Source organism: Roseateles sp. So40a, assembly GCF_048081605.1.
In the GTDB taxonomy this organism is placed as follows: Bacteria; Pseudomonadota; Gammaproteobacteria; order Burkholderiales; family Burkholderiaceae_C; genus Roseateles.
On the sequence record NZ_CP182288.1, the window covers coordinates 4,284,496 to 4,309,636 of the forward strand.

Here is a 25,141-nt window from a genome sequence, read left to right on the forward strand (position 1 = left end):
GGAAAGTCAGACGGTCTCAACCGGGTTGAAGACGGCGGGGGCCCGCCGGGGGAATCAGGGACAGGAAGTCGGCGAGCTTCTGGCGCAGCGCGCTGGCCCAAGGCAGCTGCGGCGCGGTCAGCGCGGGCCGCTTCATGAGGCTGCAGGGCCAGCCGCTGGGACCGGCGATCAGCGCCTGCTGCACGTCGACGCCGGCGCGCTTCATCGCGCGGGCGTAGGCCAGCGCCTCGTCGCGCATCGGGTCGTCCTCGCTGCTCACGACCAGCGCCGGCACCAGGCCCGCGAGGCGGCTGGTGTTGGCGGGCGCGGCATAGGGGTGGTCGCCGTCCTCGCATTCGCCGAGGTAGGCGCGCCAGCCGTGCATCCAGCGGCATTCGCCGTATCCGGCCTCGGCTTGGCGCAACGACGCCGTGGCCAGGCACGGGTTGAGCATCGGCCCGATCAGGATCTGGCCGGCGAGCTTGCGATGGCCCTGATCGCGCGCCATCAGCGCGAGCGCGGCGGCGAGGTTGCCGCCGGCTTCCTCGCCCGCGACCAGCAGCGGCGCGCCCTTGCCCGAGAGCTTGGCGCGGGCCTTGTGCAGGCCGGCGAGCAGCGCGTCCAGCGTCTTGAGCGCGGTGGGGAAGACCTGGCCGGCGCCGGTGGGGTAGTCGACGTCGACGACCACGGCGCCCGCGTCGGCGAGCAGGCGGGAGACGAGCTCGCCGCTGTCCAGATCGCCGCCGGTGAAGGCACCGCCGTGCAGGTGCATGACGACGGGGGCGTCCTTGCGGCGCGCGGCACCCTTGTAGACGCGCACCGGCACGACGCCGTCGCCGGCGGGCAGGAGGTCGTCGTGGCAGGAGGTGAGCGGCAGCGCATCCATGGCAGGCGCAAAGGCCTGCTCCCTGTGGGGGCAGACCGGTTCATGTTGCAATGCAGCGAAATTTAGAGATCGGACGCCGTCCGATAAACAGGTCCCGGCGCGAATCAGCGTTTCATCGACGAAACAATCGATCGGGCAGGATGGCGACCTCGCGCGCGCACGACAGATGCGCCGATCTCGACAGCACCGTGTCCGCAGGGCATGGGCATTCCAGCAGTCGCGGCCAGGGCCGCAGTCAGGGGTTTCGGATGGACAAGCTCAATGCCATGCAAGCGTTCGCGCGCGTCGTGGAGGCCGGCACCTTCACGCGGGCGGCGGAATCGCTGGACCTGCCCAAGACCGCGGTGACGCGGTTGATCCAGTCGCTGGAGGACCACCTCAAGGTCAAGCTGCTGAACCGCACGACGCGGCGCGTCAGCGTGACGCCCGATGGCGCGGCCTATTACGAGCGGGTCACGAGGCTGCTGTCGGACATCGAGGAGCTGGAGGGATCGGTGTCGCACGCGCGGGCCGCGCCCAAGGGCCGCATCCGGGTGGACGTGGCGTCGAGCGTGGCGCGGCTGCTGCTGATTCCGGCACTTCCGGAGTTCTATGCAAGACATCCGGACATTCAGATCGACCTGGGCGTATCGGACCGGCCGGTGGACCTGATCGGCGACAACGTCGACTGCGTCGTGCGCGGCGGCGAGATCACCGATCAATCGCTGGTGGCGCGACGCATCGGCGACTGGGGGTATGGCTGCTGCGCGTCGCCGGAGTACATCCAGCGCCACGGCATGCCGCAGCATCCGCTGGACCTGGAATCGGACCAGCACCACGTGGTGAGCTATTTCTCGACGCGCACCGGCAAGCGGTTCCCGTTCGACTACAGCAAGAACGGCCAGCGCTACGAGGTCTACGGTCACTACAAGGTCTCGGTCAACGACGGCAACGCGTACATGACGGCGGGGCTGACGGGACTGGGCGTGATCCAGGCGCCCTACTTCATGATCAAGCCGCACATCGACGCGGGCGAGCTCCTGCCTTTCCTCTGCGACTGGGAATCGGACCCGCTGCCGCTGTACGTGGTGTATCCGCCCAACCGGCACCTGAGCACGAAGCTGCGGGTGTTCGTCGACTGGGTGGCGGAGCTCTTCGACCGGCACTCGCAGTGGCAGAAGCAGCTGGTGGCCAGCTGCGAGGCCAAGCGCTCCGAGACCGACGAGGCCTACATCCCGCTGCAGGCCAACGCAGCCAAGCAGGCCGTGCTGAGCGCGGCCTGAGGTGCTCTGAACGCGGTGTTGACACCGCTTGAGCGCCGTCACGGCGGGCGACCATAATCGCCGCCGACCCTTGGCGCCGCCAAGCCTTCGGAAGCGTCCGCGCGTCCGGCCGCGGGGCATCCCCGCGGCGCTTTCCACAGTCAGACATCCGGCGCTGATGCGCCATCGCGCTGCCGCGCGAATCTGCATCAGCCAGACCGGTGAGTTGGCGGCGTCCAGGGGTCACCTCTTGCCCGACCGCCGATGACCCTCGCCGCTCCGCTGACCTATGCCCGATGGATCGCCCTGGCGCTCGCCCGCGCGCTGCAAGCGGACGATGACGCGCCGCGTGGTCGCGAGGCCCATGCGCTGCGGGCACGCGCCGAGCGGTGCCTGGGCGCGGAGGCCCACCCCTGGCTGACACCGCTGTGTGACGAGCTCGCGCGCTGGCCCGGACCGGTGTGGCGCGCGCACTCGGTGGCCAGCCTCGCCGATGCGCTGCAGGCGCTCGAGGCTTTCCATGAGGGCTTCGATCCGGAGCGCCCGCGCCCGACGGCGCGTCGTGTGCTGCTGCGCCCGTCGCGAATGCGCCCGCTGCCCTTCGCGCTGGAACATCTGGTGCGCCCCGACTGGTCGACGGAAGCGGACCTCGCCGCGTGGCTGGGTCTCTCGCTGGACGAGCTGGATCACTTCGCGGGCCCCGCGCGCCAGTACCGCGAGCGCGTGGCGACACCGCGCCATCCGCACGCGGCGGCGACGCCGCACTACCGCTGCCTGCTGGTGCCCAAGCGCCGCGGCGGGCTGCGTCTGATCGAGGCGCCGATGCCGCGGCTCAAGGCGCTGCAGCGGCGCGTGCTCGATGGGTTCCTGAACACCCTGCCCTGCCACGAGGCGGCGCATGGCTTCGTGCCAGGCCGGAATGTCAAGACACACGCGGCCGACCATGCGGGTCAGGACTTCGTGATCCGCTTCGACCTGCGCGACTTCTTCCCGAGCATCGGCCGCGCGCGGGTGAGCGCGACGCTGCGCACGCTGGGGCTTCCGGACGCGGTGGTCGAGCGCCTCGCGCTGCTGTGCCTGACACGCACGCCCGCGCCGGTGCGAGAGCGCCTGCGCGAATACGGATCGATCGACTTCGAGGGCGCGAAGCGGCTGGCGTCGTGGCATCTGCCGCAGGGCGCGCCGAGCTCACCGGCGCTGGCAAATCTGTGCGCGTTCCCGCTGGACCTGCGGCTGGACGGCCTGGCACATCGCTTCGGCGCGCGGTACTCGCGTTATGCGGACGACCTGGTGTTCTCGGGTCCGGCCTCGCTGCATCGGAACCAGCGCGCGCTGCGGTCCTGGGTCGAAGCGATCGTCGAGGACGAGGGCTTCCGGCTGCGCCGCGACAAGACGCGCGCGATGCCGGCAGGCGGCCGGCAGTCGATCACCGGCGTCGTCGTGAACGCGAAGCCCAACCTGGCGCGCGAGGACTTCGATCGTCTGAAGGCGGAGCTGCACCAACTCGTCCTGCAATCGCGCTCGGGGCCGGTCGACGCGGCGCTGCGCGCGCCGCTGCTCGGCCGGATGGCCTGGGCGAGGCAGTTCGTCGCGCCGTCGCGGTGGGAGAAGCTGCAGCGGTTGTTGGAGGCGATCAGCTTCGGATGATCGCCCCACCACGTCCCGTCCATGCGCGATTCCCCGAAGGGGATTCCGCCACTACGATCCCGCTCACGGCGTAAGCTCGCGACGACCAGCCTCCATGAGCGCCACCCCCCTCCTCCTCCTGCTGATGGCCCTCGCCATCGGCCTGCTGCTCGTGCGACTGATCCGCGAGGGGCGCGCGCATCGAGCCGCGCTGCTGCGCGCCGAGCGCATGGGGCGCGTGCTGCTCACGCTCTCGCGCGCCAATCGGATGGTGCTGCGCATCGACGATGACCGCGCCCTCTTCCAGGAAGCCTGCCAGCTCTGCGTCGACGCCGGCAATGCGGTCCTCGCCGCGGTCTACGTCCGCGACGGCGACCTCGCCCATCGCGTCGCCAGCGCCGGACCCGCCATCGAGCTGCTGCGCAACGTCCCCGATCCGCTCGACCTCAAGCTGCCCGAGTTCCAGGACACCTACACCGCCCGCGTGCTGCGCGACGGCGTCAGCGCCGTCAGCAACGACTACGTCCTCGACGCCCGCGCCGGCCGCTGGCGCACCGAGGCCGTCGCCCAGGGCATCCGCGCGATCGCCTGGATTCCCATCCGCCGCGCCGGCCTCGTCACCGGCACGCTGATGCTCTGCGCCGACCAGCCCGATTTCTTCGACGCCGAGCTCCTGGCCCTGCTCGAGGAACTCGGCGCCGATCTCTCCTTCGCGCTCGACAGCGTCGACGCCCGTCACTCCCGCGACGCCGCCACCCGCGAGATCGAGGCCGGCCGCGATCGATTCCGCCGCCTGTTCGAGTCCGCCCCGCTGCCCATGGCCATCGTGGCCGTGGCCGATCGCCGCATCATCGACGCCAACCCCGCGATGTGCCATCGCTACGGACTCTCGCTGCCGGACATCATCGGCACCACCACCGCGTCCCATGCCTACGGCGTCATCCCCGAGGACCGCGACCTCTTCTACGACATCCTGAAGTCCCAGGGACGCGTCAGCGACCTCGCCATCCGCATTCGCGATCGCGCCGGCGACATCCGACCCGCCGTCGTCAACGCCGTGCCGCTCGAATACCTCGGCCAGCAGTGCTGCCTGATCATCAGCCTCGAGCTGCAGGCCACGTCCGGCCCGCACCCGACCTGAACCGCCCTGACCCGCGCGGGTCAGCCGTCCTGGCGCTCGCCGCGCCGAGGCAGGCTCAGACGCACGCGCAGGCCCGGGCCCGAGGTCGCGTCGAGCAACTCGAACCTGCCGCGATGCCGCTGCGCGATGTCCGCCGCGATCGCCAGCCCCAGCCCGCTGCCCGTGCCCTTGGACTCGCTGCCCCGCTCGAAGCGGCGCAACGCGCGCTCCCGGTCCTGCGGCGCGATCCCGGGACCGTTGTCCTCGACCTCCATCCGCGACCACTCGCCATCGCAGCCGGTGCGCACCGTGATGCGCGGCGACGGACCCGCGTAGTTCAGGCAGTTGTGCAGCACGTTGGCCAGCAGCTCCCGCAACAGGAAACTCTGCCCCATCGCCGGCGCGCTCTCCAGCTCGAACTCGATGTCGGCGCCGGCCTGCAGCGCGCGCGGCACCCAGTCCTCGGCCACCTGCGCGGCGATCTCGCGCAGGTCCAGCGCCTGCTCGCCGCCATTGGGCTCGGCCTCGGCCCGCGCGATCGACAGCATCTGCGTGGCTAGCCGCGCGCTGCGGTCCACCGAGCTCTGCAACCGCTTCAGCAAGGGCTCCGTCTGCGGATCGTGCGGCTCCAGCAGGGCCAGGTCGATCTCGGTGCGCAGCGAGGTCAGCGGCGTGCGCAGCTGATGCGCCGCGTTGGCCAGAAAGTCCTGCTGCGCCGACGACGCCCTCCTCAAGCGCTCGAACAGCCGGTTGAACGCCGCGATCAGCGGACGCAGCTCCGCCGGCACGTCATGCTGCAGCGGCTCCAGCCGCGCCAGGTCGCGCTGCTCCAGCTCGGCGCTCAACTGCGCCAACGGCCGCAGCCCGCGATAGGTCGCCCACCAGCCCGCGCCCGCGAGCAGCACCGCCATCCCGCCGATCAGCAGCCCCACCACGAGCACCAGCTGCTGCTGCAGCGCGTCGCGTTTGTTCAGCGTCTCGGCGACCAGGATCTGGCACAGCTTGCCCGCGCCGCAGCTCGCGCCCAGCGCGGCCGCGCGCAGCGACTCGCCGTCCAGCGTGGCCAGCGTGAAGAACCATTCGTTGGCCTTGCGCTTGGGCAGCCGCAGCCGCGCCAGCTGGGCGTCGCCCAGCAGCACCTCGCCCGCGGGATCCAGCACCAGGTAGTACACGCGGTCCGTGCGGTCGAAGCGCAGCGCGCGGTCCGTGGCGCCGGAGACATCGACGACCACTTGACCGTCGCGCTCGCGCAGCAGGCCCGACACCGCCAGCGCCGTGTCGCCCAGCGCCTGGTCGAGCCAGGAGATCGCCGTGTCGTGCATCACGCGGTAGAGGACGACACCGGCCGCCGGCACGGCCACCAGCACCGGCACCATCAGCCAGATCAGCAGCCGCTGCTTGAGGCTGAAGGTGCGCCGCCGGTGTCCGCTGCGTGCCGCGTCGGTCATGCCGTGACGTGGTCAGGCCTTGGCCGCGCCCGCGCCAGGCGGCATCTCTTCGAGCAGGTAGCCCAATCCGCGCACCGTGCGCAGCTGCAGCCCGGCGGGTTCGATCTTGGCGCGCAGCCGCGACACGCAGACCTCGATCGCGTTGTCGCTGACGCCCTGCTCCCAGCCATTGCTGGCAGACGCGATCTGCTCCTTGGCGACCACCTTGCCGGCGCGCGCCAGCAGGAATCCCAGCACGTCCCATTCGCGCGCCGACAGCGCCAGCGGCTCCTCGGCGATGTAGGCCCGGCGGGCCTCCAGGTCCATGCGCAGCGTCGACAGCCGGAGCTCGTTGCCGGTACGCGCCTGGCTGCGGCGCACCAGCGCGCGGGCCCGGGCGATCAGCTCGCTCAGCGCGAAGGGCTTGACCAGGTAGTCGTCCGCGCCGCCTTCCAGCCCGCGAACGCGGTCCTCGACGGCGTCACGAGCCGTCAGCAGCAGCACGGGGGTGGTGCTGCCCTGGGCGCGCACGCGGCGCAGCGTCTCGAAACCGTCGATGCCGGCCAGGCCGATGTCCAGGATCAGCAGGTCGTAACGATCCTCCCGCAGCGAGAGCGGAACCGGCTCGCCACGGGCGCTGACGTCCACGACCCAGGACTGCGAGCGCAGAGCCCGGGCGGTGGACTCCGCCAGGAATTCGTCGTCTTCGACCAGAAGGATTCGCATGGAGCGGCAGCATAAGCGCAGAGCCTTGCACCGGCCAATCGGTGACCTGTCAGAAACCTGAGGGCAACGGCGCCGACAGCTTGCGGACAGGTTGGCGTCAAGTCCGCAACAGCGACCCCGGACAGACTGCCGCCCATGCCGAACACTGTTTCACCGCTCCCCGGGGCCGCCGGATCCCCCCAGGCCGCCGAGCTGGACCCGCGTCCCGCCGTGCTGTTGCTGCATGGCCTGTGCGCCAACCCGCTGGAGATGATGCCGCTGGCGCGCTCGCTGCGCGACGCGGGCTACGTCGTCGAGGCGCCGGCGCTGGACGGCTACGGCGTCGTGCCACCGGCCCCTGGTGAAACGGTCAGTGCATCGCCGGCGCGACGCGCCGTCCCGCCTTTCGAGGACTGGGTCCGGATGGCCGCCGCCCATTTCGACGCACTGGCCGCCCGGCATGCCCGTGTGGCCGTGGGCGGGCTGTCCATGGGCGCGGTGCTGACGCTGGCCCTGGCGCTGGAACGCCCGGCCGCGGCGCTGATGCTGCTGTCCACCAGCCTGCATTTCGACGGTTGGAACGTGTCGCCCTGGCGCCGACTGCTGCCGCTGGCCTATGTGCCGCCCCTGCGCCAATGGCTGAGCTTCCGCGAGATGCCGCCCTACGGCATCAAGAACGAACGCCTGCGCGAGTGGGTCGCGCAGGCGATGACCTCGAGTCACGTGTCCGCGGCCGGTGCCGACCGGCTGCCCGCGGCGTCGCTGCATCAGGCCTCGCGCCTGATCCGGCATGTGCGCGCGCGTCTGCCCGAGATCGCGATGCCCGCCGTCGTGCTGCATGCCAGCGAGGACGACGTCAGCGGACCGCGCTCGGTGCTCGAGCTGCAGCGCCGGCTGGGCAGCACGCCCGAGGTGCATTGGTTCCACCACAGCTATCACATGCTGACGTTGGACAACGAACGAGGCGCGGTCACTCAGGCCGCTCGTCAATTCCTGCTGCGCCAGGTGCCCGTCGCGGACCCGGCCGAGCGTTTCCCTTCCACCGCGACCGAGGAACTCCGCCATGAGCAACACGCTTGATCAACTCCGCCAACTCGCCTGCCATGACCTGGGCATGACCGCCGACGAGTTGAAGAACGACGTCACCTTCGCCGAGCTGGGACTGGATTCGCTGATGCTGGTGGACTTCATGTTCGCGGTCGAGGACAAGTTCCTGGTCCAGATCGACCACGACACGGCCATGAAGCAGCCCACGATCGCCGGCCTGGCCGCGCTGGTGGACACGCTGCTCGCGGACAAGGCGGACGCCGGCGGCACCTCGGTCGCCGTGGCGGCCTGATCCCCGGAACCCGCATGAGCGCGGAAGCGGTATGGATCACCGGCATCGGCGCGTGTTGCGCGCTCGGCCCGGACGCGGCGTCGCTCGCGGACGCGCTGGCGCAGGGACGTTCCGGGATCAGCCTGCAGCCGGGCGATCCGGCGCGGGGCGTGCCGCCGTTCGCGGCGGCGGCGATCACGGAGCCGCTGGGGCTGGACATGCCCCCGGCGCAGCGCAACCTGCACGACCGGCACAGCCTGATGGCGTTGCAGGCGGCGCGGGAGGCGTGGACGCAGTCGGGTTTGCCGGCGACGTCCGCGACGCCGGAGCGATCGGCCGTCGCCTGGGGGACCGGGCTGGGCGGGTCCAACGCGTTGCAGCAGTCGTATGGCGAGCACCTGACCAAGGAGACGCCGCGCATCCACCCATACACGGTGGTGCGGGTGATGAGCAACTCGGCCGCGTCGCACCTGGCGATGAAGTACGGGCTGAAGGCGGCGATGCTGACGATCTCCAACGCGTGCGCGTCATCGGCGCAGGCGATCGGCGAGGCGCTGATGCTGCTGCGGCACGGGCGCGCGGATGTGGCGCTGGTCGGGGGCTCGGAGGCGATGCTGAATCCGGGCTCGGTGGCCGCGTGGCAGTCGATGGGCGTGATGGCGCCGGCGGACGCGGAGGACGTGTCGCGCAGCTGCCGGCCCTTCGACGACGGCCGCAAGGGCCTGGTGCTGGGCGAGGGCTCGGCGGCGCTGGTGCTGGAGACGGAGAGCCACGCCCGCGCACGCGGCGCGTCGGCGCTTGCCGTGCTGGCCGGTTACGGGCATAGCGTGGATGCGGTGCACCTGTCGCGGCCGGACGCGGACGGCCAGGAACGCGCGTTGCGCGCGGCGCTGGCCGATGCGGGCCTCACGCCGGCGCAGGTCGGCTACGTGAACGCGCACGGCACGGCCACGGACGTGGGCGATGCGGTGGAGGCGGAATCGCTGGCGCGGGTGTTCGGTCCGCGCGGCGTGCCGGTGAGCGCGACGAAGGCGCTGCACGGTCACCTGATCGGCGCGGGCGGCGCGCTGGAGCTGGTCGCCTGCGTGCAGACGATCCAGCGCGGCGAGCTGCCGCGCAGCGCGCATGTGCGCACGAGCGCGCTGGAGGAGATCGCCGATGTCGTGCGGGAACCGCGAGCCTTCGACCGATCGAAGTCGATCGTCAGCAACTCCTTCGCGTTCGGCGGGAGCAATGTGTCGCTGGTACTACGGGCGGTTTGATCATCCTCAACCTTCGGCCAACGCGAGCCAGACTGGCGCATTGCGGAAGTAGCTTCTAAACTACAGTGGTCGGGTGATCACTGTCCAGTCCACCCGCACGTTCGACAAATGGATCCTCCGCCTCAAGGACTTTGAGGCGAGGAACCGGATCAACGCGCGCATCTCACGTCTCATGTACGGGTATGCGGGCGACGAGAAGCTCGTCGGTCAGGGGGTTCGGGAACTCCGGATCCACTTCGGTCCCGGCTATCGGCTGTACTACGTCAAGCGTGGAGATCGACTCATCCTTCTGCTCTGCGGCGGGGACAAGTCGTCGCAGGACTCGGACATTCGAACCGCGATCGAACTCGCGAAAGGGGAGTTTCAAGATGGCTGAGCAGGTGCGGACCTACGACCCGGCGGAGATGCTGACCTCCGAGGAGTCCATCGCGATCTTCATGGCGGACGCCTTCGAGACCAACGATGCCGGTTACATCGCCTTCGCGCTGGGCATGGTGGCGCGGGCCAAGGGCATGACGCAGGTCGCCGAGGAAACGGGCTTGTCCCGGGAGCACCTTTATCGCTCATTCAGCGAGAAGGGCAATCCGACGCTGCGCACCTTGCTGGCCGTCCTCAATGCGCTCGGCATCGAGCTCACCACTCGACCCGCGGCGGCTCACTGAGCCGCGCCCTTTTCCCGCTTCACGTCGAACCGCTCCAGCATCGTCGCCAGTTCCGCGGACGAGCGCAGGCCGAGCTTGGTGAACGCGCGCGCGGTCAGGGAATGACCCAATGAAGCCCTCGCTCAACTCATGTCCAGTTGGCGAAAGGACAATTGGGAGCAAGGGTTTGAGCGAGGCAACCACTTTTCTTCTTGAGCAACGTGTGCTTGGACCTCATCTGCAGGTCGAGATCACAGAGCAGCGCTATTTGCAGCTTGCGGCCGCTAGAAGGGTGCTGAGTGACGCGCTCAGCTTCGAGCAGCGCTACGAACTCTTGATTGGCAACTTCATCGCCATGGAGTTGGAGTTCACAGAGGTTTCATTGCGAGCCACGATTGAGCCCCAACACCAGTACGCGGAGTTGGCACAGTTGCTTCGCATGGCCAATCGTCAGGTCGTCAATCTTCTGACAGCTTTGAAGGGCTACGCGGACCAGGTCGTACAGGACTTCAAGTCGATTCGCCCTGAGCCTCCCTTCGGTAGCCGAGCAAAGCTGGAACTATCCAAGGCCTACGACGCAACTCCGGAATATCAATTCCTTTGCGAGTTGCGCAATCACGCACAGCACTCCGCCGATGCGGTGCACGGCCTCGGAGACGGACTAGCGGAATCCGAGCCGAATGCTTGGGTCGAGGCGGTGCGATTTACAACCGACAAGGCAAAGCTCGCGCAGGATCCGAAGTTCAAACAACGGGTGCTTGACCTCCTGCCCGATCGGATTGATGTGCGACGCTATCTCAGACGAGGGGTTCAGGCCATCGGCGGCGTGCATCTCAAGCTGCGGGAAAGCGTAGATTCCCAAGTGGCTGAAGCACGTCAATCCTTCGAGCGCGCCTTGGAAGAGTACTCGGCGGCTGGCGCCGAATCGGTGATCGGTCTCTGTGCTCGCAAAGTTGGGCAGCCTGAGGCGGACGTCCCAGTGCTGCTCGACTGGGACGACGTCCGGCGTAGACTCGTCAGCAAGAATGAGCGCGCGCCACACCTATGGCCGCGGCGGACATATCGCCACCCAAAGCCGGAGGATGTCACGACGGGGCGGGGAATGAAAGGGCTTACACCTGAAGAGGCCGGCGATCTAGTCTTCTTGTCGGGACAGCGTTGGCGAGATTACGAAGAGGGTCTGCCAATGCCTCCAGGACTGTTCGAGTTGTTTCGGCTTCAAGCGGGGACTCATCCTACCCATGAGCTAGTGCCTCGATTGCTAGGCGATGAGGGAGAAGCGGCCAAGGGCTGAGAGTGATTTGGGCTGCAGCCTTCGACGACCGATCGAAAGCAGGTCGCTCTTCGCTCTCTCCAGCTAGCTATCGCCTGACATCGAACCGCTCCAGCATCGTCGCCAGCTCCGCGGACGAGCGCAGGCCGAGCTTGGTGAACGCGCGCGCGCGGTGGACCTCCACCGTGCGGATCGCGATGCCGAGCTCGTCCGCGACCTGCTTGTTCAACTTGCCCGCCGCCACCAGCACCGCCACCTCGCGCTCGCGATCGGTCAGGCTGGCCAACCGGCCGGCCACGTCCGCATGCGCCCGCGACTCGCGCCAGCGGTGCACGTCCAGCGCGATCGCGCGCTGCACCTTGTTGACCAGCGCCTGATCGTTGAACGGCTTCTCGACGAAATCGATCGCGCCCTTCTGCATCGCGTCCACCGCCATCGGGATGTCCCCGTGACCGCTCAGGAAGATCACCGGCAACGGCATCCCCCGCGCGATCAGCTCGTCATGCACCTGCAGCCCCGACAGCGGCTCCATCCGCACGTCCAGCACGATGCAGCCATGCGGATCGGTCGCCCGCTCCAGCGCCTCGAACAGCGCCGGCCCGCTCGCGTGCGCCTCCACCCGCAGACCGTGCGAGCGCATCAGGAAGGCCAGCGCGTCGCGGACCGCATCCTCGTCGTCCACCAGGTGGACCGTCGCCTGTGGGTCGCTCATCGCGCGCCCTCCTTGTTGGAAATCGCCGCCACGGCGACATCACCCGCGCACAACGGCAAGGTGAAGCTGATCCTCGCGCCGCCCAGCGCGCCGACACCCGCCTCCATGCCGCCATGGTGGGCCTCGATCACCGAGCGGCAGATCGCCAGACCCATGCCCATGCCCTCGGCCTTGGTCGAGTAGAACGCCGTCGTCAGCTGATCGATGCCGCGTCCCTGCAGCCCGGGGCCGTTGTCGTCGACGTCCACCCGCACGAAACGCTCGCCCACGCGCAGCGCGGCGATGCGCACCCGCGCGCCGGGCCGATGGTGCAGTTCGTCCAGCGCGTTGCGCACCAGGTTGATCAGCACCTGCTCGATGAGCACCGCATCCGCCTGCACGTCGGGCAGGCCGGCCGGCATCTCCACATCCACCCGCACCCCGCGCAGGTCGCGCTTGAGCAGCGCCAGCACCCGTGCGGCCAGGTCCGGCACCGCGCAGCGCTCGGGCTGGGGCGCGCGCCGCGTCAGGAAGGCGCGGATGCGCTGCACGATGCGGCCCGCCTCCTGCGCCTGCTCGCCCAGCCGGCGCAGCGCCTCCATGACGATGTCGTCGGCCTGGCCCGCGCGCTCCAGCGACCGGATCGCGCCCGCGTTGTAGCCGGTGATCGCCGCCAGCGGCTGATTCAACTGATGCGCCAGCGCCGACGCCACCTCGCCCAGCGTGCTCAGGCGCGCCTGATGCGCCAGCGCCTCGGTGCGGCGGCGCTCGCGTTCCTCGGCCTGCTTGCGCGCGCTGATGTCGACGATCGATCCCATCCAGCCGATCTGCACACCGTTGGCGTCCACCAGCGGCGCCTCGAAGATCATGACGTCGAGCTCGTGCCCGTCGTGATGCATCCAGCGCGCCTCGTAGCCTTCGCGCGGCGCGCCGCCGGCCATGTTGCGCTGATGGCGGCGCAGGCTGTCCTCCATCTCGTCGGGCAGCCAGTACGGCATCGGCGGCAGACGTCCGAGCAACTCCTCCGCGCTGTACCCCACCAGGTCACAGAACGCGCGGTTCACATGGGTCAGGCGACCGTCGAGATCCCGCCCGCGCAGGCCCACCGTCAGCGAGTCCTCGACCGCGCGGCGCCAGGCGGCCTCGGTGCGGGCCTCACCCTCGGCGCGGCGCACCTCGCGCATCTGCCGGCGCAGCATGCCGCTGGCCAGCGCCGACAGCAGCAGGAACACACCCATCAGCCCCGCCGCCAGCGTGTACCACCAGGGCCGGTGCGGCACGCGCGTATTGAGCTCCAGCCAGGTCTCGCGCATCGCCGGATCGACGCTCACGCGGTAGCTCTGCGTGTCGGGCAGCACCAGCGCATCACCGGTCTGCGCCAGCCGCTGGCCCAGGCCGTCGACCAGCCGCACGTCGTACTTCTGCGAGAGCCACCACGGCAGCGTCTGCCGGAGCAGCGCGCTCGGCGCGAAGCGCACCACCAAGCGGCCGCCCTGCGGGCGTGGCGCGCTCCAGTGCGCGGTGAGGCCGCCTTCGTCCAGGCTCACGCCGGAGCGCTCCTTGGATGGCGCCATCGCCTGCGGCGCCTGCTGCGGCACATGGGCGATGACGCGGTTGTTGGCGTCCAGCACCGTGACGCTGACCCACAGCCGGCGCAACCCCTCGGCCACCGCGCGGTGGCTGAGCAGCATGTTGTCGTCGACCTGGCCTGGCAGCTGCTGCGCGAGCCGGTCCACCGCGGCGTGCTCGGCGTTGAGCCAGTCCGAGATGCGCGCCTCCAGCGACAGCGAGTCGGCGATCAGCGTCAGGCGTTCCTCCTCGAGGTCGCGCATGTCGCTCAGGCGCAGCCAGACGCCCACCGACGCGGCGAAGGCCAACGCCAGCACGAGCGGCAAGGCCCAGCTGGCGCGCTTGAGCTTCTGGATCAGACGTCGGGACGCGGCCATGGCGGCAGTCTAGGCGCTGCGCCCCGCGCACGCCGGACCGCGCGCGCTGTGGGCATCCCTCATGTGGCAATCCACAACTGGCCGCACCGAGGCCGGATTTCCACAATCCGGCCCATTCCCAAGAACATCAGGAGACCGTCCATGTCCGCTCGTTTCCCCCGTCGCGTGCTGCTGTCCGCCGCGCTGGCCGTCGCCGGCCTCGGCCTGGGCGCCAGCGCCTTCGCGCAGGCCCCGATCGTGATCAAGCTGAGCCACGTCGTGGCGCCCGACACGCCCAAGGGCAAGGGCGCGCAGCGCTTCAAGGAACTCGCCGAGGAACGCAGCAAGGGCCGGCTCAAGGTCGAGGTCTATCCCAACAGCCAGCTCTACAAGGACAAGGAAGAGCTCGAGGCGCTGCAGCTGGGCTCGGTGCAGATGCTGGCGCCGTCGCTGGCCAAGTTCGGCCCGCTGGGCGTCAAGGAATTCGAGGTCTTCGACCTGCCCTTCCTGTTCAAGGACGACGCCTCGTTCCGCAACACGACCAGCACGCTGGGGCTGGAGCTGTTCAAGAAGCTCGAGCCCAAGGGCATCAAGGGCCTGGCCTTCTGGGACAACGGCTTCCACATCATGAGCGCCAACAAGCCGCTGCACCATGTGGCGGACTTCAAGGGCCTGAAGATGCGCATCCAGTCGTCCAAGGTGCTGGACGCGCAGATGCGCGCGCTGGGCGCGATCCCGCAGGTGATGGCCTTCTCCGAGCTGTACCAGGCGCTGCAATCGGGCGTGGTGGATGGCACCGAGGGCGTGCCGTCCAACTTCTACACGCAGAAGACCTACGAGGTGCAGAAGCACACGACGCTCAGCAACCACGGCCACCTGGCCTACGCGCTGATCATCAACAAGAAGTTCTATGACGGCCTGCCCGCGGACCTGAAGGCCGTGGTCGACAGCAGCGTCAAGGACGCGACGACCTACGCCAACGCGATCGCGCAGACCGAGAACCAGCAGGCGCTGGAAAAGATCAAGGCCAGCGGCAAGACGACGATCTACACGCTGACCCCGGCGGAAGTGAACGAGTGGAAGCTGGCGCTGATGCCGGTCCACAAGGAAATGGAAAGCCGCGTGGGCAAGGGCACCGTCGAGGCCGCCTACAAGGCCGCCGGTTTCGTGCCGCCCACGAAGTAATCCCACCCCTCCCGTCTTCTCCACGGCCGCGCCTGCTTCGGCGGCGCGGCTTTTTGTTGCCTGAAGGAGATCGCCATGACCTTGAAGTGGCTTGATCGATTGGAGGAAAGCCTGATCGCTTTCCTCATGGGCGCCGCGACGCTGGTGATCGCGATGGCGGTGCTGCACCGATTCCTGGCCGGCGTGCCGGCGGTGCAGGATCTGGTCATCCGCATCGACGTGAGCTGGGCGCAGGAGCTGTGCATCTACATGTTCGTGTGGATGGCCAAGTTCGGCGCCGCCTACGGCGTGCGCGCGGGCACGCACGTCGGCGTGGACGTGCTGGTGCGCAAGCTCAAGCCCGAGCATGCGAAGTACCTGGTGATCTTCAGCCTGCTGGCCGGTGCGCTCTTCACCGCGACCGTCGGCACGCTGGGCGCGACCTTCGTCTGGGAGAACGGCGCGCACTACGCCTTCACCCATGCGCTGGGCATCGCCAACCCCGATCTCTTCGAGGGTCCCACCTCGCCGGACCTGGAGATCCCGACGTGGATCGCCTACTCCTGCGTGCCGCTGGGGTCCTACCTGATGTGCTTCCGTTTCCTGCAGGTGTGCTGGCATTTCATTCGCACGGGTGAGGCGCCGCACACGGACCATGGTCATGTCGAGGGCATCGAGGAGCAGAAGCCATGAACACCTTGATCATCTTCTCGCTGCTGGTGGTGCTGATGCTCACCGGCATGCCGATCTCGATCTCGCTGGGCCTGACGGTCCTGACCTATCTCTTCACGATGACGAACGTGCCGATCGAATCGGTCGCGCTCAAGCTGTTCACCGGCATCGAGAAGTTCGAGATCATGGCGGTCCCCTTCTTCATCCTGGCGGGGAATTTCCTGACGCACGGCGGGGTGGCCAGACGGATCATCCATTTCGCCACGACGATGATCGGCCACTGGTACGGCGGTCTGGGCCTGGCGGGCGTGCTGGCCTGCGCGATGTTCGCGGCGATCTCGGGCTCGTCGGTGGCGACGGTGGTGGCGGTCGGCTCGATCATCCTGCCGGCGATGACCAAGCAGGGCTACCCGAAGCAGTTCGGGGCGGGGGTGATCACCACGTCGGGCGCGCTGGGCATCCTGTTCCCGCCGTCGATCAACCTGGTGATGTTCTCGATCGCGACGGCGGGCATGTCGGCGACGGGTCCGCACGGCGAGGTGGTCGGGACCGCGTCGGTCGGTCAGCTGTTCATGGCGGGTGTGGTGCCGGGCGTGTGCCTGTCGCTGCTGCTGGGTCTGACGACCTGGTACCGCGCCAAGAAGTACGACTACCCGCGCATGGTGAAGGCGACCTGGGGCGAGCGCTTCAAGGCCTTCCGGGACAGCTTCTGGGGGCTGATGCTGATCGTGGTGGTGATCGGCGGCATCTACAGCGGCAAGTTCACGCCGACCGAGGCGGCCGCGGTGGCGGCGGTGTACGCGTTCATCATCTCGGTCTTCGTCTACAAGGACATGCGCCTGAAGGACGTGCCCAAGGTGCTGCTAAAGGCGGCGGCGATGAGCTCGATGCTGCTGTACATCATCACGAACGCGGTGCTGTTCAGCTTCCTGATGGCGTCGGAGCAGATCCCGCAGACGATGGCGGCGTGGATGTCGGCGCAGGGCTTCGGGCTGTTCGTGTTCCTGCTGCTGGTCAACCTGATCCTGCTGGGCGCGGGCAACTTCATGGACCCGGCGGCGATCGTGCTGATCATGGCGCCGATCCTGTTCCCGGTGGCGGCCAAGCTGGGCGTGGACCCGGTGCACCTGGGCATCCTGATGGCGGTGAACATGGAGGTCGGCCTATGCCATCCGCCGGTGGGGCTGAACCTGTACGTGGCGTCCGGGATCACGAAGATGGGCATCACCGAGCTGACCGTGGCGGTGTGGCCATGGCTGCTGACGATGCTGGGCTTCCTGCTCGTCGTCACCTACTGGCCGGCGCTGTCGCTGGCGCTGCCGAGGGCGCTGGGGTTGGTGGTCTGATCTCCCCCGCGACCTGATGAAGAAGGCCCCTTGCCGAAATCAAGGGGTCTTTTTTCCAAGCCGCTGCTTCAGCCTTTCAGCGATCTCCGCACCCTTCGCGCGCGCAGCAGCGCTGATGCCCGAGAAATCGAAGCTCGAGTTCGGAACGGCGTAACTCTCAGCCACCTTCAGAGAGTTGATGACGCGCCAGCCGATGTCTGGATCAACGGATGCCAGTTTCAATGCGTAGCGGGCGGCATCCTGCTCGTCACGACTGATACCGAAAAGCTTCGTCTCATACATGGCCACGTTGGTCAGAGCACTGACATCGCCGGCGTTCGCGTCCCTCACCACCTGCGACATCGTTGCAGGCTCGCGAGAACCCGCCAGGAAGGCTTCCGTCGCCGCGCCGATCACACCTTGTTGAATCGCCAGATCGAGCAATCGCATGCGGACCTGCTTCTGATCTCCCGGCACGGTCTGGCAGGACGCCTGAAGACGCTGGTACTCCTGCAAGCGCTCCATCCGCACCGCTTGAATGGCGGGATCGGCGTCGGGCCGGGAACCTCGCGAGCTTTCGATCTCCAGAATCCGCTGACTGATGTCGCATTCCTTCAGCGTGTCTGCGAGCTTCGCAGCCATGAGACCGTCCTTGGCGGCGAGCGCGCGCTCCACCTGATCATTCAAGGTGCCGGCTGCCTGATGGCCGCTGGGCACTTGGGCGACCGGCAGTTGGCCAGTCGTTGACGCCGCCGAAGCCGTTGAGGCCGTTGAGGCCGTTGGCGCCGATGCGGTCGCGCGGGTGTCCGCTTGATTGAAGCCGACGGACTGTGCGCCACTTGCAGGAACAGCCGCTGTCGGGAGATCGGCCTCGGACGGACCTTGGTTCAGCTGCCATGCGCCGATCAGGAGCAGACATCCGCCCGCGATCGCGGCGGGAAGCACATGTTTTTTCTCGAGCGCCATCTTTCAGCCCCTATCACCTGAGCGACGCGGACGTCGCGCAGGTGTCCTTCCAGGAACCCGTGGTTCGTTGATTTCAGAAGGGGCGGGATTCTGCCATCACGGCCGCTCGGTCCGGCCGTCCGCGTGTCTGGCGAATCGGTCCTCCAGGTCACCGTGCACCGGTGCCGGGTCCGGCCACGGCCAGCCGCCGAATTCGGTGCGGCGGTAGTCCTCGAAGGCCTGATGCAGCTCCTGCTCGGTGTTCATCACGAAGGGGCCGTACTGCGCCACCGGCTCGCCGATGGGACGGCCTTGCAGCATCAGCAATTCCGCCGGTGCGTCGCCATTGGTCAGCACGACGTCGGCGCCCGCGCGCACCTCGACGGAATGGCCGATGTTCACGGGTTCTGCGTCGATGCTGATGCGGCTGCCGGCGAAGAAGTACAGCTTGCGACGCGTGCCGTCGCCCAGCGCGGCGGGCAAGGTCCATTGAGCGCCGGGCTCCAGGCGCAGCGTCCACATGGCCAGGTCCGAATGCAGTCGCGAGGCCCACGAGTCCGGCGGTGGCGCGAGCGGCCGGATCGCGGATCCGCCGGCATCAGCGGGGACCGGCAACGCGCCGGCGATCACGACCACCTCGGTCGAGCGTCCGGCGCCGTCGACGAAGGTGTGGCGCGGAATGTCCTGCGACCAGAACATCGTGAAGTGCGGCTCCACCATCTTGCTGTCCGCGGGCAGGTTGAGCCAGATCTGAAAGAGCTCCAGCGGGTTGGAGCGATCGGTGTGCAGCAGCGGAAACATCTCCGCGTGGACGATGCCCTTGCCGGCGGTCAGCCACTGCACGTCGCCGCCGCCGAAACGCGCGCCCGCGCCCAGCGAGTCGGCGTGATCGATGCGTCCCTGGCGCACGATGGTCACGGTCTCGAAGCCGCGGTGCGGGTGTGCGGGGAAGCCGGGCACCTGCTGACCGTGATACATGCTCCAGCCGTCCTTGCGCGAGAAGTCCGAGCCCATCTTGCGACCCGCCAGCAGCGAGGCGTCCGGGCCGTGCCGGCCGTTGCCGCGCGGATAGGCGTCGTCGTGATGCACGCAGAAGAGGAAGGGATCGATCGTGTCCCAGGGCATGCCCAGGGGCTCGACGGAGAGGATGGGCGAGGACGGCGAGGTGTGGGGGTCGTTGGCGATGTCGGTCATGGCGAGGTCCCAAAGGTTCATCACCCTACCGCGAAGGCGGGAGTGGTGCTTGGGCGGGTCTTATGGAGACTCCAGCCGTCGCATGCGTGGCGCGTCGCGTCTGGTCTCTCTTCAGCAGAAAAACTTGAAATCCGCGTCTGAAAGCCAGACCAGGCCGTCGACAGCAAAGCTCGCGCAGACGCCGAGGAACACCCAATGCTTCAACTGGGGAACGGACGCTGGCTGATGCCGCCTGCAGATAGCGCGGGCCACGATCCACCACAGCAGGCTTCTGGTGGGCAGAAGCACGAGCACGAAGGCGATCGGCATCGGCAGCCCGAGAGAGGCCAGCAGGGTAACCAGAAAGGCGAGAGGTGCGGTCGCGAGGACGCCGAGCGCGAGCCTGGATGAGCCCCAGGCCAGGGCGAAGGTCATTACATCTTTCGGCTTGATGTGCAGATGCTTCGGCGCCGTCCAGCAAACGGCTGCGTAGATGACGAGCTTGGCGAGAAGCAGCAGAAGGAGATTGAGCATGGTGTTCGCTACCGAGCCGAGCAGCTTTGCCGCTTCAAGCGGAAGGCTTGATGAGCTCCAGGTGACGCGTACGTCGCTTGGCTAACGCTCTGTCTGCACTGCATGAACAGTGAGGCTGTGTCCGTCCAAGTCGACCGTCTTGATCCAGACGTGTTTGGCGCTGGAGACCGGCTGAAAAACTCCCTCGTAAGCGCGCTTGACGAGCTCCTTGCGCAACGATGGACTCAATGAGCGAAGGGCCGACGATGGCATGGACGAGGCCCATGTCATTGCGAACCCAGTGAAATTGCTGTGACTACCTTGAGAGACGTAGGTATCGCCCCGGTAGCTGACGACGTAGGTGAAGAGCGGCATGACTTCGCAGTTGACTCGAGCGAGTTGGCGCGATGGTAGATGAGCAAGTTCTCAGGCGTTCGGTTCCGCTCAGATGCTGCCGACGCTTTGACTCGCTGCAAACCCTATTCGTCGACCTCGAGGATCTCGAGCCCCGCTCGCTCGAGCTCGCGCCGCTCATCCTCGGTGAGCGTCCTGCGCGAGAGAACAAGCGACCGCAGGCCCGGGATCCCAGCCAGCGCTGCGAGCGCCGTCATGGAGAGCTGCGAGGCATCGAGCGCGATCTGCTGGATGCCCACCAGACCGCAAAGCATTCTGGCGTCATCGTCCTCCACAGATACCTCCATGAGAATGACCGTAAAGATCTCCGCGTCCCACGCATAGCCGCCCCCGAGGGCATCGACGGTGTCGAGGATCGACTCATTGGTCTGGAATTCTTCTGGTGTCATGTTCAGATCGATGAGATCTGCGGGGGTTGTCCGTCGATGCGAGGCCGCTCAACGAGAAACTCATGGTGCATCGGACCGCTCCACGTCGCGTCTGATAAATGCGAGTGCAGCGGCCTCGAGGCCCGAGCCTTCCTCGTAGATCAAACGGCCGACTTCTTCATCCAGTCGCTCGAAGGGATCTTGCCCCGAGCGCGCAGCAGCCTTCAGCAATTTCTGACGGACGCCTCGCATGCGAGGGTATGGGTTTCCAAACCAGCTCATCGCTTCTTGCAACTTGCTTGCCAGACGCGGCATCCCGAGCGCTTCACATGCATCGACAGCCTCAGGGGCGAGCACGCCAGTGCTGTTCTCAAAGAACTGGCCCAGGCCGCCATTGAGAAACTCACCTTGAAACCAGTAGGCAGCAAAGATCAATCTGTGTTCGATGCTGACGCGCGCGTAGTCCTCTAGAAAAACGTCGGGGCCGTCGTAGATCGAGATGTACTTCGACGGCACGTCGCTGATTGGCCAGAGCTGCTCGAATGCTTCCATCCGCGGAATCTGAGGTTGAGCGTTCCCGAGGGAGACGCGTGGTGGGGCCAACTGCCGCACGATGGGCGCGGAGAATGCGGCGCAGTTTAGGCGGCCTATCCGTTACGGAACGAGGTCGAGGAGCCGCCTCACAGCTTCAGCTCAACCGTCACTCCGACACTGGGATCCTGGAACTTGCGCGTCGACACACGTGCGGCCGCCTCATCGCCCACGCCGAAGACGTCTTGCCGCCGCTGATCCGAGGACAGCAGATTGCTCGCCAAGAAGCGCAGCTTCATCGTGGGACTGACCGTCCACGCGGCCTGCGCGGACAGATCCTCGCGACGTCCCTGGAACAGACGGCGATCGACGGCCGACCGGTACCAGAGACCCGGCGCCCAATTGGCATCCACCGACAGCTCCAGTGGCATCGACTTGAGCTTGTAGCGCGCCCCCACCTTGGCGGACCACGGCGTCTGTCCCGCAATCCGGTTGTCCGGCCCCGGCACGGTCCTCAGTTCGGACCGTGCCAGCGTTGCTCCGGCCCGCAGTTCAACCTTGGGCCATGTCGCATCCAGATCGACCAGCGCGAGCCGCGTTTCGGCGCTGAGCCCGCGCACGCTGGCCGTGCCAAGGTTGTCCGGCCGGATCACGTAACGCGGCACCTGCGCCCAGGGCACGGACTCCAACGCGACGGACTCGCCGATCACGTCGCTGAGCCGACGCGAAAAGCCGTCCACGCTGAACATGCTGTCCTTGGCGAAGTAATGCTCGTAGGACACGGTGATGCCAAGCGCGCGCTCCGGCTTGAGCGCTGGGTTGCCTGCGGTGTCCGCGTATTCGATCGAGTTGGCGCCACAGCCTGCATTCGGCAGGCAGGACGCCAGCGGGTTCAACGTGGGCCGCCGGAGGTATTGGTCTGATGAAGGCGCATTGAACGAGCGCGAGATGGACACGCGCAGCTTGCGCGCCCCTGCGGCATCGAGCTTATGCGCCACATGCAGAGACGGCGACAACACACGATAGGACGCGCGATCATGGAACGGCCCTTCGTCGATGCGCAGCCGCCGATGCTCGACGCTGACACCGGCAGTCGCGGCCCACTGGGGCGTGATGGTCCATTCGTCTTGAAGGAATGCGGTCCATGTCGGCCCGCGCAGACGTTGCGTGTCTCCGAATGGCGCGAAGGCGGGATCGGGCTGGCCATCGAGTCTCCCGCGCTCGACGTTCTTCGCTCGCTGCAGGCCCACGGATGCTCCGAGCTTCACGGCGTGGTCTTCGGCGAGATGCGGTGAAACATCGATGCGCAGCTTGTCGAGCGAGCTGCGCTCCTCGCGCTTGATCTGTCGGAAGAGCTGCTGTTGCTCAAGGACGCCCGGGCTCTCTCCCAACACACCGTCTCGACGCTGGTTGTCGCGATCAAGGGAAGTGCGGGAGCTCTCCCACTCGAGCCTCATCGAGCCGCCGTCGTCTTGGCGATATTGCCAGCTCAAGGGAAGCGCGACCGACAGCAGCTTGCCGCGCGTGGCGATCAACGCGTCGGGGGGCGGAGAAGCAGGTGAAGGCGATGGGCGCCAGTCGTGGTGCTCCGCGCCGTCGGTGTCCGAGCGCCACAGCAGGACGATCGGTGAGAGGTCCACGTCGACCTGCTTGGACCATGCGTAGCTGTAGGTGCTGCTCAGCGTGAACTGCGTCTGGCGGTCGTCGATGTCCGACGATGCCTGATCAACGATCGTCAGCAGCGCGCCGGCCGAGGTCGCTCGGGAGGTCTCACTTCGCTGGAGGACATCCGACTCCTTGCGTCGCAGGGACACGCGGTTGTTCAAGGACCAAGGCTCGTCGGCCGGCCGGATGCTGTTGGACCAGGCCACGTTGCCATCGCCCAGCGACGGACCGAGGTTCGTTCCCAGACGAATGGAGGCGGATTTCTTCCATTCAGAGCGCCGCGTCACGATGTTGATCGTGCCGGCGATGCCGAACGGGCCGAACTCCGCCAGCGAGCCTTTCACGATCTCGATGCGCTCGATGTGAACCACGTCCTGGTCCAGCGGACTGCGGCCCGGCAGCGGCGGCTTGCCGTCCACCAGCAGCTGCGTGTAGCCCGGCAGGCCCATCAGGCCGAGTCGACCGTCGGCGCCCACGGTGACCGCGGGCTCACGCTTGAGCACCTCATAGACGGTGGTCTGGCCGCTTTCCTCGATGCTCTTGCGGGAGATCAGCAGCTTGCCCGCCACGAAGTCGCGCCGAGCGCGGAGGTCGCTGAGCGATTCGCCCTGCACCTCGACCTTATCCAGCGTTTTCGCCGCAGGCTCGCCCGAAGGTCGATCGACCGCAAAAGAAACTGACTGTCCGAAGAGAGAGCTCCCGGCCACCACCAGCAGCGATTTCCAAGTCCGCATGTTCAGGGTCCGATGGCTCCCGCCATCGCCACATATCGCCTATTACTCCGGCTGCCAGATATATACAAATAAATGCGATCAGCCGAGGCGCTTCTTCGGTTTATTTTCCTTGAAGGAAAACCAATATCGGGCCGCGATCATTACTTCTTTTTGGGATCGCAAATGTATTCACATTTCTCCCGATCTTTTGCCCGCTCCATGCAGCGCTCGAAGCACACCTTGGGGTCGAACTCCGCCGAGGCCTGTCGATGGAAGACTGCGAGAAGCACGGATATGACGCCCAGCGCCAGGATTCTCACTCGCAGTGTCGTGATGGCTGATTTCAATCTTCACTCCCTTGACGGCGCACATCCCGTGCATCGCCGTGGCTGCCGTCTGTGACGGGCCAAATTTGTTTTGTCGGCGGAGTATATCGACCTGATCGCGATCGAATGGGTGGGTATTTCCCCGGGGCTCACTGCTTCCGCGAGGCCTCCGCTTCTTTCCCCGGCCGCTGTGGACAAGTCTGTTGGCAGGCCGAGGGCGGCCACTCCAACTCGTTGATTCCTATGGGAACCGCTTCCATTGCTTGGAAATGAGGCAGTGCTGAGCGTGCCGCGGAGATCAGCTTGCGCGGGTGACGTTCAAACGTTGGAGCCGGTCGGCGGTGGAGCGAGCCAAATCCAGTTCGGTGAGCAACGCTGGTGGGAGTGACTTCATGGTTACTTCACCTTCCGAACCGACATTCCGCTCTGCAGATGCCAAGTCCGAACGGACATTCAGCAACGGTGAATCAAGGGGGTGACATGCTTGGAATGGGGCTTCCAGCTCGGCTATTGGTCGTCGGCGTTGCCGGTGCACTTATCTATACGGCGATCTCATCCGGGTCCCGGCCTGATTCCGACTGGAGAGGTGCGTTCGAATGTCGCTTCCAGGCGTGTCCGGAACTGTCCGACAGCGCATTGAGAGAGCGCGTGATCAAGAGTTACCTGCACACGAAGCTGGAAGAAAACGCTTCTCGCGCCTACGCCGGAGGTTCAGATCAGCTGGTGCTGCTGCCGATGCCTGCGGACGCTCTGGACCTCATGCGCGAAGTTGAAGAAGAAACGCTTCTGAAGTCATTGCATGCAAATGCGCTCCTGCTTCGTACGCATGCGGAAATCGATCTACTTGATGCGGAGGTTATCAATGCCTACAGCGCCATCGCCAATTACTCATTGAATCATCGCAACGTTGATGTCATTCCCTTGAAAAGCTTTCAACGAGCTTCCGAAAATGATATCGCGAGACATCAATACCTTTACAAACGATCTCCACCGGTCTTCGATGACTTGGAAACGACCCGGGGATATGGCCGTAAGTTCTATTGGATTCAGGAGTTCGGGGGTATTAGCCTCGCTTGTTGCGACGGCCTTGAAAGAAACGACGGGACAAACAAACGCTGGCACAAGGACTATAGTATTGTCAATCTTTCAAAGATCCGACCGCAAATTTTGTCGATCACGGATGGCGGAGGGATTTTGATACGGCCCTCTATCAACTAGAAGGTCCGCCTCCACCGCAA

General features: G+C 66.8%; 24 protein-coding genes. 13 read left to right on the top strand and 11 right to left on the bottom strand.

The features are described from left to right. Nucleotides 1-16: 16 nt before the first annotated feature. Nucleotides 17-865, bottom strand: a complete 849-nt coding sequence (locus ACNI65_RS19440; protein WP_416758774.1) for an alpha/beta hydrolase fold domain-containing protein — start codon at nucleotides 863-865, stop codon at nucleotides 17-19. Nucleotides 866-1,131: 266 nt separating this feature from the next. Here ACNI65_RS19440 and ACNI65_RS19445 point away from each other — a divergent pair, with 266 nt between their 5' ends. The 3 genes from ACNI65_RS19445 (at nucleotide 1,132) to ACNI65_RS19455 (ending at nucleotide 4,873) form a co-directional block, all read left to right on the top strand. After that, nucleotides 1,132-2,127, top strand: a complete 996-nt coding sequence (locus ACNI65_RS19445) for a LysR family transcriptional regulator (RefSeq protein ID WP_416758775.1) — start codon at nucleotides 1,132-1,134, stop codon at nucleotides 2,125-2,127. Between the two features lie 243 nt (nucleotides 2,128-2,370). Then, complete coding sequence (locus ACNI65_RS19450; RefSeq protein WP_416758777.1) at nucleotides 2,371-3,753, top strand: reverse transcriptase family protein; 1,383 nt, start codon at nucleotides 2,371-2,373, stop codon at nucleotides 3,751-3,753. 94 nt (nucleotides 3,754-3,847) lie between these two features. After that, a complete protein-coding gene (locus ACNI65_RS19455; RefSeq protein ID WP_416758778.1) occupies nucleotides 3,848-4,873 on the top strand; it encodes a GAF domain-containing protein in 1,026 nt (341 codons plus the stop codon). A gap of 20 nt (nucleotides 4,874-4,893) precedes the next feature. On the opposite strand, the gene ACNI65_RS19460 is transcribed toward ACNI65_RS19455, so the two are convergent. Together ACNI65_RS19460 and ACNI65_RS19465 are read right to left on the bottom strand one after the other, a co-directional pair. Beyond that, a complete protein-coding gene (locus tag ACNI65_RS19460) occupies nucleotides 4,894-6,300 on the bottom strand; it encodes a sensor histidine kinase (protein WP_416758779.1) in 1,407 nt (468 codons plus the stop codon). 12 nt (nucleotides 6,301-6,312) lie between these two features. Continuing rightward, nucleotides 6,313-7,005 (bottom strand): response regulator, encoded by a 693-nt coding sequence (locus tag ACNI65_RS19465; RefSeq protein ID WP_416758780.1) that lies wholly within the window; start codon nucleotides 7,003-7,005, stop codon nucleotides 6,313-6,315. A gap of 135 nt (nucleotides 7,006-7,140) precedes the next feature. On the opposite strand from ACNI65_RS19465, the gene ACNI65_RS19470 reads away from it, so the two are divergent. The 6 genes from ACNI65_RS19470 (at nucleotide 7,141) to ACNI65_RS19495 (ending at nucleotide 11,499) form a co-directional block, all read left to right on the top strand. After that, nucleotides 7,141-8,064, top strand: a complete 924-nt coding sequence (locus ACNI65_RS19470) for an alpha/beta hydrolase (RefSeq protein ID WP_416758781.1) — start codon at nucleotides 7,141-7,143, stop codon at nucleotides 8,062-8,064. After that, the gene (locus ACNI65_RS19475) at nucleotides 8,048-8,323 is read left to right on the top strand and encodes an acyl carrier protein (protein ID WP_416758782.1); all 276 of its coding nucleotides are present in this window, start codon (nucleotides 8,048-8,050) and stop codon (nucleotides 8,321-8,323) included. The genes ACNI65_RS19470 and ACNI65_RS19475 overlap by 17 nt, the downstream gene beginning before the upstream one ends. Before the next feature lie 14 nt (nucleotides 8,324-8,337). Next, nucleotides 8,338-9,564 carry a beta-ketoacyl-[acyl-carrier-protein] synthase family protein gene (locus ACNI65_RS19480; protein WP_416758783.1) on the top strand — a complete coding sequence of 409 codons (1,227 nt, stop codon included), beginning with the start codon at nucleotides 8,338-8,340 and terminating at the stop codon, nucleotides 9,562-9,564. 73 nt (nucleotides 9,565-9,637) lie between these two features. Then, nucleotides 9,638-9,940 (top strand): type II toxin-antitoxin system RelE/ParE family toxin, encoded by a 303-nt coding sequence (locus ACNI65_RS19485; RefSeq protein ID WP_416758785.1) that lies wholly within the window; start codon nucleotides 9,638-9,640, stop codon nucleotides 9,938-9,940. Next, nucleotides 9,933-10,226 carry an addiction module antidote protein gene (locus ACNI65_RS19490; RefSeq protein ID WP_416758787.1) on the top strand — a complete coding sequence of 98 codons (294 nt, stop codon included), beginning with the start codon at nucleotides 9,933-9,935 and terminating at the stop codon, nucleotides 10,224-10,226. Before ACNI65_RS19485 ends, ACNI65_RS19490 begins: the two co-directional genes overlap by 8 nt. 166 nt (nucleotides 10,227-10,392) lie before the next feature. Beyond that, nucleotides 10,393-11,499: a hypothetical protein gene (locus tag ACNI65_RS19495; RefSeq protein WP_416758788.1), complete on the top strand. Its 1,107-nt coding sequence runs from the start codon at nucleotides 10,393-10,395 to the stop codon at nucleotides 11,497-11,499. Nucleotides 11,500-11,566: 67 nt separating this feature from the next. Here the strand turns inward: ACNI65_RS19495 and ACNI65_RS19500 are convergent, their stop codons facing one another. Beyond that, entirely contained in the window at nucleotides 11,567-12,190 is a 624-nt protein-coding gene (locus tag ACNI65_RS19500) for a response regulator transcription factor (RefSeq protein WP_416758789.1), read from the bottom strand. Continuing rightward, the gene (locus ACNI65_RS19505) at nucleotides 12,187-14,115 is read right to left on the bottom strand and encodes a sensor histidine kinase (protein ID WP_416758790.1); all 1,929 of its coding nucleotides are present in this window, start codon (nucleotides 14,113-14,115) and stop codon (nucleotides 12,187-12,189) included. The genes ACNI65_RS19500 and ACNI65_RS19505 overlap by 4 nt, the downstream gene beginning before the upstream one ends. A 141-nt stretch (nucleotides 14,116-14,256) precedes the next feature. Between ACNI65_RS19505 and ACNI65_RS19510 the strand changes: the two genes are divergently transcribed. From ACNI65_RS19510 to ACNI65_RS19520, 3 genes are all read left to right on the top strand, one after another. After that, complete coding sequence (locus ACNI65_RS19510; protein WP_416758792.1) at nucleotides 14,257-15,279, top strand: TRAP transporter substrate-binding protein; 1,023 nt, start codon at nucleotides 14,257-14,259, stop codon at nucleotides 15,277-15,279. Between the two features lie 81 nt (nucleotides 15,280-15,360). Continuing rightward, nucleotides 15,361-15,951 carry a TRAP transporter small permease gene (locus ACNI65_RS19515; protein ID WP_416763658.1) on the top strand — a complete coding sequence of 197 codons (591 nt, stop codon included), beginning with the start codon at nucleotides 15,361-15,363 and terminating at the stop codon, nucleotides 15,949-15,951. After that, nucleotides 15,948-17,276, top strand: a complete 1,329-nt coding sequence (locus ACNI65_RS19520) for a TRAP transporter large permease (RefSeq protein WP_416758794.1) — start codon at nucleotides 15,948-15,950, stop codon at nucleotides 17,274-17,276. Before ACNI65_RS19515 ends, ACNI65_RS19520 begins: the two co-directional genes overlap by 4 nt. A 39-nt stretch (nucleotides 17,277-17,315) precedes the next feature. Here ACNI65_RS19520 and ACNI65_RS19525 read toward each other — a convergent pair whose 3' ends face one another. From ACNI65_RS19525 to ACNI65_RS19550, 6 genes are all read right to left on the bottom strand, one after another. Further along, nucleotides 17,316-18,221: a hypothetical protein gene (locus ACNI65_RS19525; RefSeq protein WP_416758795.1), complete on the bottom strand. Its 906-nt coding sequence runs from the start codon at nucleotides 18,219-18,221 to the stop codon at nucleotides 17,316-17,318. Between the two features lie 96 nt (nucleotides 18,222-18,317). Further along, entirely contained in the window at nucleotides 18,318-19,394 is a 1,077-nt protein-coding gene (locus ACNI65_RS19530; RefSeq protein ID WP_416758796.1) for a pirin family protein, read from the bottom strand. A gap of 111 nt (nucleotides 19,395-19,505) precedes the next feature. Continuing rightward, the gene (locus ACNI65_RS19535; protein ID WP_416758798.1) at nucleotides 19,506-19,907 is read right to left on the bottom strand and encodes a hypothetical protein; all 402 of its coding nucleotides are present in this window, start codon (nucleotides 19,905-19,907) and stop codon (nucleotides 19,506-19,508) included. A 458-nt stretch (nucleotides 19,908-20,365) separates the two neighbouring features. Beyond that, entirely contained in the window at nucleotides 20,366-20,689 is a 324-nt protein-coding gene (locus ACNI65_RS19540; protein WP_416758799.1) for a hypothetical protein, read from the bottom strand. Nucleotides 20,690-20,749: 60 nt separating this feature from the next. Then, on the bottom strand, nucleotides 20,750-21,220 hold the full coding sequence (locus tag ACNI65_RS19545) for a DMP19 family protein (RefSeq protein ID WP_416758800.1): 471 nt from the start codon (nucleotides 21,218-21,220) through the stop codon (nucleotides 20,750-20,752). 128 nt (nucleotides 21,221-21,348) lie between these two features. Beyond that, nucleotides 21,349-23,574: a TonB-dependent receptor plug domain-containing protein gene (locus ACNI65_RS19550; protein ID WP_416758801.1), complete on the bottom strand. Its 2,226-nt coding sequence runs from the start codon at nucleotides 23,572-23,574 to the stop codon at nucleotides 21,349-21,351. A gap of 761 nt (nucleotides 23,575-24,335) precedes the next feature. Here ACNI65_RS19550 and ACNI65_RS19555 point away from each other — a divergent pair. Beyond that, on the top strand, nucleotides 24,336-25,121 hold the full coding sequence (locus tag ACNI65_RS19555) for a hypothetical protein (protein ID WP_416758803.1): 786 nt from the start codon (nucleotides 24,336-24,338) through the stop codon (nucleotides 25,119-25,121). Nucleotides 25,122-25,141 lie beyond the last annotated feature (20 nt).

Excerpts from the sequence above, each read along its gene's own strand:
- ACNI65_RS19505 (WP_416758790.1), bottom strand. The coding sequence starts at position 14,115 with ATGGCCGCGTCCCGACGTCTGATCCAGAAGCTCAAGCGCGCCAGCTGG.
- ACNI65_RS19490 (WP_416758787.1), top strand. The coding sequence starts at position 9,933 with ATGGCTGAGCAGGTGCGGACCTACGACCCGGCGGAGATGCTGACCTCC.
- ACNI65_RS19525 (WP_416758795.1), bottom strand. The coding sequence starts at position 18,221 with ATGGCGCTCGAGAAAAAACATGTGCTTCCCGCCGCGATCGCGGGCGGA.
- ACNI65_RS19475 (WP_416758782.1), top strand. The coding sequence starts at position 8,048 with ATGAGCAACACGCTTGATCAACTCCGCCAACTCGCCTGCCATGACCTG.
- ACNI65_RS19450 (WP_416758777.1), top strand. The coding sequence starts at position 2,371 with ATGACCCTCGCCGCTCCGCTGACCTATGCCCGATGGATCGCCCTGGCG.
- ACNI65_RS19500 (WP_416758789.1), bottom strand. The coding sequence starts at position 12,190 with ATGAGCGACCCACAGGCGACGGTCCACCTGGTGGACGACGAGGATGCG.
- ACNI65_RS19535 (WP_416758798.1), bottom strand. The coding sequence starts at position 19,907 with ATGCTCAATCTCCTTCTGCTGCTTCTCGCCAAGCTCGTCATCTACGCA.
- ACNI65_RS19540 (WP_416758799.1), bottom strand. The coding sequence starts at position 20,689 with ATGACACCAGAAGAATTCCAGACCAATGAGTCGATCCTCGACACCGTC.
- ACNI65_RS19530 (WP_416758796.1), bottom strand. The coding sequence starts at position 19,394 with ATGACCGACATCGCCAACGACCCCCACACCTCGCCGTCCTCGCCCATC.
- ACNI65_RS19480 (WP_416758783.1), top strand. The coding sequence starts at position 8,338 with ATGAGCGCGGAAGCGGTATGGATCACCGGCATCGGCGCGTGTTGCGCG.
- ACNI65_RS19455 (WP_416758778.1), top strand. The coding sequence starts at position 3,848 with ATGAGCGCCACCCCCCTCCTCCTCCTGCTGATGGCCCTCGCCATCGGC.
- ACNI65_RS19510 (WP_416758792.1), top strand. The coding sequence starts at position 14,257 with ATGTCCGCTCGTTTCCCCCGTCGCGTGCTGCTGTCCGCCGCGCTGGCC.
- ACNI65_RS19445 (WP_416758775.1), top strand. The coding sequence starts at position 1,132 with ATGCAAGCGTTCGCGCGCGTCGTGGAGGCCGGCACCTTCACGCGGGCG.
- ACNI65_RS19470 (WP_416758781.1), top strand. The coding sequence starts at position 7,141 with ATGCCGAACACTGTTTCACCGCTCCCCGGGGCCGCCGGATCCCCCCAG.
- ACNI65_RS19545 (WP_416758800.1), bottom strand. The coding sequence starts at position 21,220 with ATGGAAGCATTCGAGCAGCTCTGGCCAATCAGCGACGTGCCGTCGAAG.
- ACNI65_RS19555 (WP_416758803.1), top strand. The coding sequence starts at position 24,336 with ATGCCAAGTCCGAACGGACATTCAGCAACGGTGAATCAAGGGGGTGAC.
- ACNI65_RS19465 (WP_416758780.1), bottom strand. The coding sequence starts at position 7,005 with ATGCGAATCCTTCTGGTCGAAGACGACGAATTCCTGGCGGAGTCCACC.
- ACNI65_RS19460 (WP_416758779.1), bottom strand. The coding sequence starts at position 6,300 with ATGACCGACGCGGCACGCAGCGGACACCGGCGGCGCACCTTCAGCCTC.
- ACNI65_RS19520 (WP_416758794.1), top strand. The coding sequence starts at position 15,948 with ATGAACACCTTGATCATCTTCTCGCTGCTGGTGGTGCTGATGCTCACC.
- ACNI65_RS19440 (WP_416758774.1), bottom strand. The coding sequence starts at position 865 with ATGGATGCGCTGCCGCTCACCTCCTGCCACGACGACCTCCTGCCCGCC.